At 53.8% G+C, this 13,129-nt stretch carries 8 protein-coding genes; all 8 read left to right on the top strand.

What is annotated here, in order from left to right; all coding sequences use genetic code 11:
- Window positions 1-103: 103 nt before the first annotated feature.
- Window positions 104-1,900 (top strand): hypothetical protein, encoded by a 1,797-nt coding sequence (locus RIN49_RS08460; protein WP_309119732.1) that lies wholly within the window; start codon window positions 104-106, stop codon window positions 1,898-1,900.
- 161 nt (window positions 1,901-2,061) lie between these two features.
- Window positions 2,062-3,465, top strand: coding sequence for a sulfatase family protein (locus tag RIN49_RS08455; protein WP_309119731.1), 1,404 nt, complete (start codon window positions 2,062-2,064; stop codon window positions 3,463-3,465).
- Window positions 3,466-3,702: 237 nt separating this feature from the next.
- Entirely contained in the window at window positions 3,703-7,095 is a 3,393-nt protein-coding gene (locus RIN49_RS08450; RefSeq protein WP_309119730.1) for a GH36-type glycosyl hydrolase domain-containing protein, read from the top strand.
- Window positions 7,096-7,175: 80 nt separating this feature from the next.
- Window positions 7,176-8,159, top strand: a complete 984-nt coding sequence (locus tag RIN49_RS08445) for a LacI family DNA-binding transcriptional regulator (protein WP_309119729.1) — start codon at window positions 7,176-7,178, stop codon at window positions 8,157-8,159.
- Window positions 8,160-8,488: 329 nt separating this feature from the next.
- Window positions 8,489-9,433, top strand: a complete 945-nt coding sequence (locus tag RIN49_RS08440) for an ABC transporter permease (protein ID WP_309119728.1) — start codon at window positions 8,489-8,491, stop codon at window positions 9,431-9,433.
- An 18-nt stretch (window positions 9,434-9,451) separates the two neighbouring features.
- A complete protein-coding gene (locus RIN49_RS08435) occupies window positions 9,452-10,351 on the top strand; it encodes a carbohydrate ABC transporter permease (RefSeq protein ID WP_309119727.1) in 900 nt (299 codons plus the stop codon).
- Window positions 10,352-10,422: 71 nt separating this feature from the next.
- Window positions 10,423-11,991 carry a DUF3502 domain-containing protein gene (locus RIN49_RS08430; RefSeq protein ID WP_309119726.1) on the top strand — a complete coding sequence of 523 codons (1,569 nt, stop codon included), beginning with the start codon at window positions 10,423-10,425 and terminating at the stop codon, window positions 11,989-11,991.
- 91 nt (window positions 11,992-12,082) lie between these two features.
- A complete protein-coding gene (locus tag RIN49_RS08425) occupies window positions 12,083-13,129 on the top strand; it encodes a Gfo/Idh/MocA family protein (protein ID WP_309119725.1) in 1,047 nt (348 codons plus the stop codon).

The raw sequence follows: 13,129 nt of genomic DNA, 5'->3' as shown, positions 1-13,129 counted from the left end.
AACCTCTTTATTATCAAACTCAGAGATACGACGCCAAGAGCGCAGGCCTTGGGCCTTGGACGTCTAAGCGCAATTCATACTTTTCGGAAGGATGGAACAAAACATGGGAAACAAAAAGATTGGAATGAAATCGTTACAGAGAGGCTTGATGGTGCTTTCAAGCGCCGCAGTCATCGCAGCTTCCGCCGTTATCGCGATCCCGGCGCAATCCGCCTTCGCCGCAACGGCGGACGAAGCGCTGCTCGCGGAAAACCAAGCGTCGGAGTCGACGGTCCACGCAAACGCGGCCGGTTCCGATTTCGTAAAACTGTTCATGCAGCGCCAACTTCAATCGATGCTGGCGAACGGGATAGCCGAATCGGACAACGAAATGGCGGATGTCCATGAGATGCTCCGATCCGGTCAGCCGCTAACGGAGGCGACCGGGTTAAGTGCGGAAACGCTGAGAACTGCGATGCTGGAGCATATTCGCTCTGTCTTGGATTTCAATGTCGCGAATGAAGCTATCAATCGTGCGCAAGCGGAGCAAGCGCTCCAAGGCGCAACGGACTTTGTCGACGAGGCGATTTCAGGTTCGTGGAGCGCCGTTGCGTCCGCTTTCGCATTACAGGACGCCGGGGAAGAGACGATAAGCGTTCGGATCGCGAACATCGTACAGGACGCCGCCAGATGGGCCGGCATGAGTACATATGACTTGCGTCTTGCGCTCCGCGACGGCCAAAGCTTGACGGAGGCAGCCATCCCGCAGGCTGAAGAGGAGAATACGGCCGAGGAGGACGATCTCAACGAGACCCCTGCTTTGTATGAAACAATGACGCTCCCCCAGTACCTCGCCGATCTGATGAGACGGGATCTCGATGCGGTCGTCGCGAGCGACCGCCTGACGGAGGCGCGAGCGGAATCGCTTCTGCAGGAAGGGGTAGACGCGATTTCCCAGGCGTTAACGACGCCCGGTTACGATCGGGAAACTACGGAGTGGATGGAGCGGTTCGGCGAAGACCTTGTGAACGATCGAATCGCCTCGATATCGGTGGACGCGGCGATCCTTTCGGGAGAAACGTTCGAGGACGCGATGACGTGGCTTGAACGAGGCGAAAGTCTTGCATCGGTTGCGGGCATGTCCGAAGGCGATTTGGAGGAAGCCCTGATCGCCAAGGCCGAGCAATCGATTGATGCAGCTTGGAAGGACGGCGCTCTTACGGTAGAACTGGCGGATCGGTTGAAGCAGGCAGCGGCGGAACGCTTGCAGTCGGCCGTGAAATCCAGGCCTGCCGCGGAGGAAGCGGAAATCGCCGAGGAAGGCGATGCCGCCATAGCCCAGGCCAGCATCCGAGGCATCGTCGAGCAAAGCGCGCTCTTCGCGGAGGAGGAGACGACGGCCGACGAGCTGCGCGATGCGTTAAAGTCGGGCGAGACGATCGCGGAGGCGATCGGCCTGGATAGCAGCTCAGCGGATGAGCTGATCTCCTCGCTGCAATGGTCCGCGGATCGGTATATCGATCTTCAGGTCACGGCCGGAAAATTGGATGCTGCGGCCGCAGAAGCGACGAAGGCCTTAGCGAGGGAAGGAATCGCCCATGCGGTGAACGCTCCGGGCTACATTCCCGAAGTGAATGCGGAAGCGTACGCGCAGGAGCGTCTCGATCAGGCCTTAGCCGATACTGCCGCTCTTGCGTCGAACGAGGACATGTCCGAGGACGAGCTTCTCCGGTCGCTGGCGCAAGGCGAGTCGCTGGCAAGCGCCGTCGGGCTGGACGCCGAAGACTTGCTCTTCCGGCTGGCGAGCGCGTTCAATCGAGAGCTGGTCGCATTCGTCGATAACGGCAGCATGACCGAAGGAGAGAGCGACGCAGCCTTAACGCTTTACATGAACGGCATCCGCGACAGGTTGACCGAATAACTGAGAGCGAACAGACCCCGCGCCGAATGGTTCGGGGTTTTTCTTGGCTGCAATCGAAACGTTTCTCCTTGTACATGATAGGTATATGATCTATAATTCCGGTAAACGGTTTCATTTGTAACTTATGTATTCCATTCCGACAGCAGAAAGAAGGTACGAGTATGTCCTCTACTTCAAGACGACCCAACATCCTATTTATTATGTCGGACGATCATGCCTCGCATGCGATCGGCGCGTACGGCAGCCGCATCAACGAGACGCCGAATCTGGACCGGTTGGCGCGCGAGGGGATGCGCTTCGACAACTGCTTCTGCACGAATTCGATTTGCGCGCCTAGCCGGGCGACGATCCTCACGGGGACTTACAACCATATTAACGGCGTCAAGACGTTGGGCGACGACTTGGACGGTCGACAGGTCACGTTCCCGAAGCTCCTCCAGGCGGCCGGCTATCAGACGGCGATGATCGGCAAGTGGCATCTGGGGCATGGCGGCAACTACGATCCTACAGGCTTCGATTACTGGAGCGTCCTGCCCGATCAGGGCGATTATCACGATCCTGATTTTATCGAGATGGGAACGAAGAAAAAATACAACGGCTATGTGACGGATATTATTACGGATCGATCGCTCGATTGGATCGCGCGCCGCGACGCGGAGCGCCCGTTCCTGTTGATGTGCCATCACAAGGCGCCGCATCGTCATTGGGAGCCGGACGAGAAGCACAAGCATCTCTACGAGGATATCGACATTCCGGAGCCGGAGACGTTTAACGACGACTACGCCACTCGCTCGCAAGCGGCCGTGCAAGCGAAGATGCGCATCGACGACCTCCACGACCTCGACACGAAAGGACCGCCGCCGGAAGGGTTGTCCCCCGAGGAGGTTCGGAAGTGGAAATATCAACGGTATATCAAAGATTATTTGCGCTGCATCGCTTCGATCGACGATAACGTGGGCCGCATGCTGGATTACCTCGACGAGAGCGGTCTGGCGGAAGACACGATCGTCATCTACACGTCCGACCAGGGCTTCTTCCTGGGCGACCATGGTTGGTTCGACAAGCGGTTCATGTACGAGGAGTCTCTTCGCATGCCGTTCTTGATTCGCTACCCGAGAGAGATCACGCCCGGGAGCGTGAGCGAGGCGATGATTCTGAACGTAGATTTCGCTCCGACGTTCTTGGAATATGCCGGGTTGCCGATGCACGTGCGCATGCAAGGCGTAAGCGTTCGCCCCCTGCTGAACGGCGTTACGCCGGTAGGCTGGCGGACCTCGATGTATTACCGATATTGGATGCATCTGGACGGCATCCATGAGGTGTATGCCCACTACGGCATCCGCACGCATCGGTATAAGCTCATTTATTATTACGCCCAAGCGCTGGGGACGACGGATTCGAGAGACGAAGACCGTCCGCCGGAATGGGAATGCTTCGACCTGGAGCGGGATCCTTACGAGTTGAACAATGTATACGGCGACCCGGACTACTCGGACACGATCGTAAATTTAAAGAAGCAGTTGGAAGGGTTAATGAAAGACGTTCAGGACGAATACATCCATTAATATACCGATAGTTAGAAAATGAAATGGATACGGTCGATGATAGAACCTATGGGAAGTGTTGCCTCCGGCATCACTTCTTTTTTGCCGCGCGATCGGCTAAAGCGGGTTGCCCGGGGGAATCTGTCATTGACGATCCTATTAGAATTGTTTATAATCCAGTAATCAATAGAAACGTTTCGATTGACAATATGACGACGCTTACATTCAGACTTTGCAAGCAGGAAGGCAGTGAAAAGCATGGAAGCAGGAATCGATCCGCGTAAGGCGATGGATGTGATCCGGATCAAAGCGGGAGAACTGACGTTTGATTTTCTGAGCAGCGGGGATCTGTCGAGAGCCGTTCATCAAGAGACGATGCTGAACCAAGTGGTGTCGAGTTCCGTGGAAGGATCGTTGAACAACCTTTATTTACGCCTGCATCGTGCGGAAGGCATTACTTATGAGCCGTTGCTCGGGATTCGTTCGGCGAGCCGCATGTCGGTCGGAAACGGGCGCTTGCGATGGGAGGGGACGGCGTTCGGCGGCATCGCCTACGCCGTCGTGTTCACCGCGACGGAGCATGGCGTCTGGTTCTGGGATATAACGGTGGATTCCCAAGGAAGCGAAGCATTAATCGACGTCGTGTACGGTCAAGATATCGGACTCGCCGACATCGGCGCGGTTCGGACGAACGAAGCCTACATGTCGCAGTATGTCGATCATAAAGCGTTTAAGGACGAGAAGCTAGGGTATGTGCTGTGCTTCCGTCAGAATCAGCCGATGAAGGGCGGCGCCTTCCCTTATATGCAACATGGCTCGCTTACGGGCGCGGCCGGCTATTCGACGGACGGGTTCCAATTTTTCGGCCTCGGCTACAAGGAAACGAATGTGCCTGAAGCGCTTGGCAAGCCTGAATTGGCGAATGAAATTTACCAATACGAATTCGGATATGCGGCGCTGCAATCGGAGCGTACCCGCCTCCAGGGGAAAGCACGCTTCGTATTTTACGGCTTGTTCAAGGCGAATCACCCTTCGGCCGTCGACTCGTTGGCGTTCGGCGCGGAGGTTCGGAACGCATGGGAACAGGCCGAGCGTACCAAAGAAGCCGATCTTGCGGCAACCTCCGAGCCTGTAGATAAAGTCGAAGTCGCTGCCGAGATCGGTTCCCCGGTGCGTACCGCATCGATGACGATGGAGGAAATTGAAGCCTATTTCCCGAACCGTCATCACGAGGAATGGCAGGACGGCAAGCTGCTTTCCTTCTTTACCGACAGCCACGAGCATGTCGTGTTGAAGGAGAAGGAACTGCTTGTAGAACGTCCTCACGGCCATATCCTCATGTCCGGCGGCAACGACAAGATGACAGAGAACGTAATGACGACGACTTCGTATATGTACGGCGTGTTCAACTCGCAGCTGCTCGTCGGCAATACGAACTTCCATAAGCTGCTCACGAATACTCGCAACGCTTTGAATACGCTGAAGACGTCGGGGCAGCGCATCTATGTAGAACTGGAAGGAACGTACCAGTTGCTCGCGATGCCTTCGCTGTTCGAGATCGGGTTCAACTATGCCCGTTGGTACTACAAGGTAACGGACGATACGCTTATTATTACGAATTATACGACAGTCGATACGCCCGAGGTACGCCTCCACTTGCGTTCGGCGAACGGGAACGCTTATCGGTATCTCGTGACGAACCAGGTGTCGATGAACAACAACGAATACGAGCTTCCTTACCATATAGAGAATGCGAATGGCATGCTTATTTTTAAAGCGGATCGCGAATCGCTTTGTTCCTCCGTATTCCCCGCTCTGCAATACCGGATGGCCGTGGACGGAGCGGAGATGACGGCTGGAGATGAAAGCCTGTTGGTCCAAGGAGTGAAGGCCGGGTCCGCTTCGTTAGCGGTGCTTTCGCTCGACGCGAGCGCGGAATGGACGATAACCGTGCAAGGACTGCTGCATGGCGAGGATTTGCCGCTCGCGGAACGGAAAGCGGAACTCGAGATCGAGCGCTACCGCACCTTTTTCCGGAACGTGATGAACGGCTTCCGCTTATCCGCGGAAGGAACGACAGAAGCCGCGGACGAACTGGAAAAGGTAAACGCATTGGCGTGGTGGTACACGCACAACATGCTCGTCCATTACTCCGTTCCGCACGGATTGGAACAATACGGCGGCGCGGCGTGGGGCACGCGCGACGTCTGCCAAGGGCCGACGGAATATTTCATGGCGATGCGCAAATACGAGCAGGTCGCGGAAATTCTGAAGATCGTCTACTCGCATCAATACGAGGATGACGGCAATTGGCCGCAATGGTTCATGTTCGACCGCTACTTCCGCATCCAGCAGGAGGAGAGTCACGGCGACATTATCGTCTGGCCGCTGAAGGTGTTGGGCGATTATTTGGCCGCAACGAACGATTACGGCATCCTGCAGGAACGCGTTCCATACACCGTGCGCCATAAGGGCGAATTTACGACGGAAACGGCAACGCTGCTGGAGCATGCATTGAAGCAAGTCGCTTATATTAAGGAGCATTTCCTGCATGACACGCATTTGTCCTCGTATGGCGACGGCGATTGGGACGATACGCTTCAACCGGCGAACCCGCAGTTGAAGCAATATATGATCAGCAGCTGGACCGTGGCGCTGACGTATCAGACGATCGCGAAGTTCGGCCGGGCGATGGAGTCCGTGGATAGAACGCAGTCATCCGCGCTGTTAGAGCTGGCGGCCGCGATCAAAGAAGATTTCAACCGCTATATGCTTCGGCATGAAGTGATCCCGGGCTTCGTCTATATGGAGAAGCCGGGAGAAGCGAAGCTGATGCTTCACCCGACGGATACGACGACGGGCATTCGGTACCGACTGCTTCCGATGACGCGCAGCATGATCGGCGAGCTGCTGACCAAGGAACAGGCGGAGGAGCATTACCGCATTATTAAAGAACGTCTGTATTGCCCGGACGGCGTACGGCTTATGGATCGCCCCGCGCCATATGCGGGCGGCGTAAGCGCGAACTTCAAGCGAGCGGAGCAGGCGGCGAATTTCGGCCGGGAGATCGGCTTGCAATACGTGCATGCGCATATCCGTTATGTAGAGGCAATGGCGAAGCTGGGCAAGACCGATGAAGTGTGGCAAAGTCTGCTCATGATTAATCCGGTCGGCCTGCGCGATGTCGTGCCGAATGCGGAGCTGCGCCAAAGCAACTCGTATTTCAGCAGCTCGGACGGCCGCTTCAATACCCGTTACGAGGCGCTGGAGCGATTCGACGAGCTTCGCGAAGGTACGGTGCCGGTGAAAGGCGGCTGGCGGATTTATTCAAGCGGTCCCGGGATTTACATGAACCAACTGATCGCGAATGCGCTGGGCATTCGCCAATCGGAAGGCGGAATGATCATCGATCCGATTTTGCCCGAGAAGCTGAACGGCATGCATTTCGAGTTCATGTGGGACGGCTTGCCGATCACCTTCGTCTATCGCATCGGCGATGCGAAACGGATCGCGAGAATCACGATCAACGGCGAGGAGATGCCGCTGATCCCGTCGGCCAACCCGTACCGTACGGGCGGCATGCGAATTCCGGACGAGCGATTGAAAGCGAGCTTGAATGCGGCCTCCAACCGGATCGAAATTTTTATGTAATGAACAAACTGGCGGTATCCAAACGCCGCCAGTTTCTATCATAATAGAGTTATATATATTCATAGAGAGGGGCTAGCGCTTTGGTTAGTATTAAGGATATCGCTAAACAAGCGGGGGTATCGATCTCGACGGTATCTTACGCTCTTAACGGCAGCCCCAAGGTAACCTATGAGACGACGTCGAGAATCCTTGCCATCGCCAAGGCATTGAATTATGTACCGAACGCGGCGGCAAGATCGCTTAAGACGAGAGAAACGAAAATTATCGGCGTCTTCCTAACCGACTTCAGCGGCGCGTTCTATGGCGATCTCCTGCAGGGAACGAGGGAGACGTTGACGCAAAAAGGGTATGACCTTATCGTATGCAGCGGCAAGCAGTCGCATCGGATGCTGCCGGAGCGCATGATCGACGGCGCCATTATTTTGGACCAGACGTTCGGCAGCGACGAGATGATCAGCTATGCCGATCGCGGGCATAAGCTCGTTGTGCTGGACCGAGAGCTTTCGCATCCGAACATCAACCAGGTATTGCTCGACAACAAGGCGGGAGCGATGCTGGCGACGGAATATTTGATCGAGCAAGGACACCGAACGCTTTACGCCGTAACGGGACCCAGCGGCTCGTATGATTCTAAACAGCGGCTGCAGGCCGTCATGCAAGTGGTCGAGCGGACAGCCGGCGTTACGCTTACCGTCATCGAAGGCGACTTCAACAAATCGGCGGGAGAGCGGGCGGCCGCGAACATTATGACGGACACGAACGGCGGCTCGGTTTCTTCGGCCGTGTTTTGCTTCAACGACGAGATGGCGATCGGCATGTTCAATTATTTGGCGGAGCACCACCCGCAAGTTCGGATCGGGGAACAAATTCATATCGTCGGGTTCGATAATATAGAGCTGGCTTCGTATACGCAGCCGCGCCTAACCACGATCGATTATTCGAAGCGCAAATGGGGCGCGTTCGCCGCGGAGCAGTTGATCAAGCTGATTAACGGCGATACGGTGGATCATGAGCGGATCTATGTAACGTTGCTGAAAGGAAATTCAGTCGGCACGGGGAAGTAAATCCATGCCGAACGAAACGTTTCTTTTTAACTTGTCCGGGGACGATAGAATGCAAGTTCGAAACGTTTCGAACTTGCGACATTTCCTGTATATTTTATACAAAAACGTGTATTATTAGTTGTTTGCAAGCGAATTCATAACAAAAATATGGTTGATTTTACGACGTCCATGATGTAATATTCGTGTTAAGAGAAACGTTTCAACAAAGGTTGGAGGAAGTCGAAGCCTTTTATTTTTTTTGAGAATCGAAACGTTTCGCAGAAAAAACCTTGAAATGTAAGCGCTAAACGACAGGGGAAGAAGAAGAAACATAACAGGAGTTGGGCCACATGGATGTCATAACAAAGGTTAAGCTTCATAGTGGAAGTATTTTTCAGGAAGTTTTAAAGAACAAGGTTTTGTTCCTGATGCTGTCGCCCGTGATCTTATACTTTATTATCTTTCACTATCTCGTCATGCCGGGGGCGTACGTCGCGTTCGTCGACTACAACATTAGCAAAGGCATTTTCGGAAGCGATTTTATAGGTTTGAAAAATTTCGAATTTCTGATTAAAAACGGCGATCTCTGGAACATTACGAAAAATACGTTCCTTTATAATTTTGTCTTTCTCGCGCTGGGGAACGTCATCCAAATCGTGTTCGCCATCATGCTTTCCGAAATCGCGGGCAAATGGTTCAAAAAGATTTCCCAATCCGTTCTCTTGCTTCCGCATTTCATCTCTATGGTTATCGTCGGCGTGTTCGCCTACAACCTGTTCAATTACAACACCGGCTTCATGAATACGATGCTTACCTCATTGGGTCTGGAGCGCTACGAATTTTACTCCGACCCCGAGATTTGGAAATACATCATCGTGGCTTTCAAAATATGGAGCGCGACCGGATACGGCATGATCGTCTATCTGGCGACGATTACAGGCATTAATCACGACCTCTATGAAGCGGCTTACATGGATGGGGCGAGCCGATGGCAAAGAATTCGCTACATGACGTTGCCGATGCTGAAGCCGACCTTCATCTTGCTGCTGCTGTTCGGTCTCGGCGGAATTCTCAAGGGCTCGTTCGATCTGTTCTATAATTTGATCGGCACGAACTCGGTGCTTTATCCGCAAACCGACATTATCGATACGTACGTCTTCCGCAGTCTGGTGGGGCAGTTCAACTTCTCCATGGGGGCGGCAGTAGGATTCTATCAATCTTTGTTCGGCTTACTTCTCGTGTTAACGGTCAACCTGATCGTACGGAAGATTGAACCGGACAGCGCCTTATTTTAAGGGAGGAGGGTGGATCGTATGGTTCAAGCCCATAAACAAAAAGAAGATTTCGGCAGTATTTTCATTAAGACAATCAGTTATTTCTGCATCACCTGCTTCGCCTTGGCTTGCCTGTTTCCTTTCGTATTGATGATCTCCTCCTCCTTCATGAATGAACAGGAAATCATTCGCGAAGGGTACAAGCTGATCCCGAACGAATTTTCCCTTAAAGCTTACGAAATGCTGATCAACAACTCGACCGCGTTATCCAAAGCCTATGGCGTAACGATTTTTATTACCGTCGTCGGCACCGCGTTAGGATTGTTTATGATGTCGATGGCCGGGTTCGTGTTGAACCGGAAAGATTTCAAGTATCGAAATTTTTTCGCCTTTCTGATTTATTTTACGACGCTGTTCGCCGGTGGCTTAATTCCAAGCTATATCCTGATGGTCAAATATTTGCACCTGAAGGACAGCTTGTTCGCGATGATCTTGCCCGGCGTCGTGGGCGCATGGTCGATTTTCCTGATGCGGAATTTCATGAAGGCGATTCCGGATTCCTTGTACGAATCGGCAACGATCGACGGCGCAGGCGATTTCCTGATCTATTGGAAAATTTTCATTCCGCTGGCGATTCCGTCGCTCGCCACCGTCGGCCTCTTTTCGGCGCTCGGGTTTTGGAACGAATGGTATAACGGCATGCTTTACATCCAGACGCCGGATAAATATCCTTTGCAATATTTCTTGCAGCGCATGATCAATCAAACCAATATTCAAGCGCTGATCAATCAAGGCGTGGTCATCGACGCGGCCGAGCTGCCGACGCAATCCATTAAGATGGCTACCGCCGTATTGGCTACGGGGCCGATCATCTTGTTGTATCCGTTTTTACAGCGCTATTTTATCACGGGTCTTACGATCGGCGCGGTCAAAGGGTAATACATACCCCTCGTTCAAGGGGTATCTATTATAGAAGAAAGATTTGGATCTGAAAAAGGGAGGCTAAAAACATGAAAGGCAAGAAATTTTCGATCGCTTTATTGACGGTTACGATGTTGACCACCCTATTGGCTGCCTGCAACGCTTCGAACGAAGGCAGCGGCAGCGCGCCGTCCGAACAGCCGTCGGCGCCTACGACCGACAACGGCGTAGACATTTCGAAAGAAGTGAATTTGGTTTATTATTTATGGGGCTCCGAAGGCGTCGCCAACAAAGACATTCTGGCAGAGATTAATAAATTGCTGAAGCGCGATATCAATGCGACGTTGGAAGTCAAGTATATCGACTGGCCGGATATCGCCACGAAATACCCGCTGTTGTTCGCTTCCGGCGAGCAGTTCGATATGTCGCATGCGTCGCCGGGCGCCGCGGTATCGTACTTTACGCTGGCCGGACAAGACGCCCTCGTCGATATTACGGACATGCTGGATAAGGTCGCTCCCAAGCTGAAGGCTGAAATTCCCGAGACCGTTTGGGCGGGTAACATGGTCGACGGCAAAATCTACGGCGTACCTTCCTTATACAGCGAGTTCACCCCGACCGGTTACGTATACCGTGCGGATCTGCTGAAGAAATACGGCATGGAGAAAATCAGCACGATCGAAGAACTGGAACAATATATGGACAACGTAGTGGCGAATGAATCTTTCCCGGCGATCAACGGCAATGCGAACGACGCTTTCAACATGTACAGAATGTTGGTCGATACGACGGAGAAGTGGATCAACGCGCCGGGCATCTCGTTCGCGGAGCTGAACCTCGTCACGAGCAGCCCGGAAGACTTTAAGAAGGTATTCCACCCGGCGTTCACGCAACAATTCGAAGACTGGGCCGTGAAGATGCGCGAATGGTCGGATAAAGGCTACTGGCCGAAGGATGTGTTGTCCTCGCAGGTCGCTGGCGACGTGAACTTCAGATCGGCGAACTCGGCCGGTTACCTGACGCATGCGCAGGACTGGATCGGCAAGTACGGCTCGGATGTGAAGGCGATGCCGGATGTGGAGACGGGATTCTATACGTTCGCGGAAGCAAACCAGAAAATTAAGCGGAAAATGGGCGTAGAGAACTCCACGGTCATCAGTACGAACTCTAAAAATCCGGAACGCGCGTTGATGGCGATCGAGAAGTTCATGACCGATCCGGAATATTACAACTTGATTCAGTACGGTATCGAAGGCCGTCAATATATCATTGAAGACGGAATGAAGAAGACGCCACCCGGATTCGACGATAAGAAAGACGGCGGCGGCTTCGCGGTTTGGTCCTTGCGGAACGATAAGTATAACTTGCCGATGGATACGGAAAACCCGATCCGCAGCAGCTTATATGAGGAATGGAACAAAGTCGCCATCAACGATCCGTACATGGGCTTCAGCTTCGATCCGAAGAACGTGACGACGGAAATCGCCGCGATTTCCAACGTGAATTCCCAATTAGGCATGCAGCTGATGCTCGGCAAGACGAGCAAAGATCCGAAGGAAGCGGTCGCCGAATACAGAGAGCAGCTGAAAGCGGCGGGCATCGACAAGGTGATCGCGGAAGTGGAAGCGCAGCTGGCCGAGTTCGAACCGGTACAATAATGTAAAATAAGACAGGGAAGGGAGCTATGTTCATAGCTCCCTTATCTATGAATCATACGAGTTTATAGTACATGTAAAGGAGAGATGTGACGTGAACGCACCAACCTTTCGAGTCGCTTTCATCGGCTGCGGCAGACGGGCGCATGAACACGCGATCGGCGTGCAGGCCGACGGCAGATGCGAGGTCGTCGGCTTGTCCGATATTTCGGAAGCGTCGGCGGAGACGCTGAAGGCCGAATTCGGATTCCAAGCGAACGTCTACACCGATCACAAGGACATGTTGGCGAAGGAGAAGCCCGATGTCGTACTCATCTGCTTGTGGACGCCGCTGCATCTGCCGGTATTTCGCGATTGCGCGGAAGCCGGCGTCAAAGCCGTATTGTGCGAGAAGCCGATGTCGGCGACTTGGGGAGAGTGTCAAGAGATGGGCCGGATCGCCGAAGCGACGGGCTGCCAGCTGACGTTCTCCCTTCAGCGCCGTTTCGCGGCGGGCAATCGGACCGTACGGCGCCTGATCCAGGAAGGGCACATCGGACAAGTGCTTCGGATGGATTTGTATTCCCCGCCGAATTTGCTCGATTGCGGCATTCACACGTTCGATCAGGCGATGAGCTTTATGGGCGAAACGCCGGCGAAGTGGGTGCTAGGCGGGGTTGATACGACCGAAACGTATAACTGGTTCAACGTGCCGTCGGAATGCGGCGCGTACGGGCATCTGGAGTTCGCGAACGGCGTTCATGCGAGTCTTTATTCGGGCCCGATCGATACATGGGAACCGGCGGAGGATAAGACGAAAATTTGGGCCGGCGTTCGCGTGATCGGCACCGAAGGCTTTATCGAAGTGATGTGGGACGGGCAGATCGTCGGAGGCGTCAAATACGCGGACCCGTCGTGGAAGCCGGAGATGGAGCTCTCCTCGATGCAAGATCAGATGAAAGGGTACGTCCGGCACTCGATCGACTGCTTAGCAGGCGGCGAAGAGCCGGAAGTATCGCATCGGAAAGCGCTTCGCGCCTCCGAAATCATCTTCGCCTTCTATGAGTCGGTACGCCGCAACGCGCGCGTGGAGCTGCCGATCGCCGGCTTCGCGGACAGCCCGTTTATTTCGATGCTCGAGAACGGCCAATTTACAAAATAA

Source organism: Paenibacillus sp. (genome assembly GCF_031177825.1).
In the GTDB taxonomy this organism is placed as follows: domain Bacteria; phylum Bacillota; class Bacilli; order Paenibacillales; family YIM-B00363; genus Paenibacillus_AE.
Note: the sequence above shows the minus strand (reverse complement) of the source record. Positions and strands in the feature narration are given on the sequence as shown.

Coding starts and splice junctions, on each gene's coding strand:
- RIN49_RS08460 (WP_309119732.1), top strand. CDS start 104: ATGGGAAACAAAAAGATTGGAATGAAATCGTTACAGAGAGGCTTGATG.
- RIN49_RS08455 (WP_309119731.1), top strand. CDS start 2,062: ATGTCCTCTACTTCAAGACGACCCAACATCCTATTTATTATGTCGGAC.
- RIN49_RS08450 (WP_309119730.1), top strand. CDS start 3,703: ATGGAAGCAGGAATCGATCCGCGTAAGGCGATGGATGTGATCCGGATC.
- RIN49_RS08440 (WP_309119728.1), top strand. CDS start 8,489: ATGGATGTCATAACAAAGGTTAAGCTTCATAGTGGAAGTATTTTTCAG.
- RIN49_RS08435 (WP_309119727.1), top strand. CDS start 9,452: ATGGTTCAAGCCCATAAACAAAAAGAAGATTTCGGCAGTATTTTCATT.
- RIN49_RS08430 (WP_309119726.1), top strand. CDS start 10,423: ATGAAAGGCAAGAAATTTTCGATCGCTTTATTGACGGTTACGATGTTG.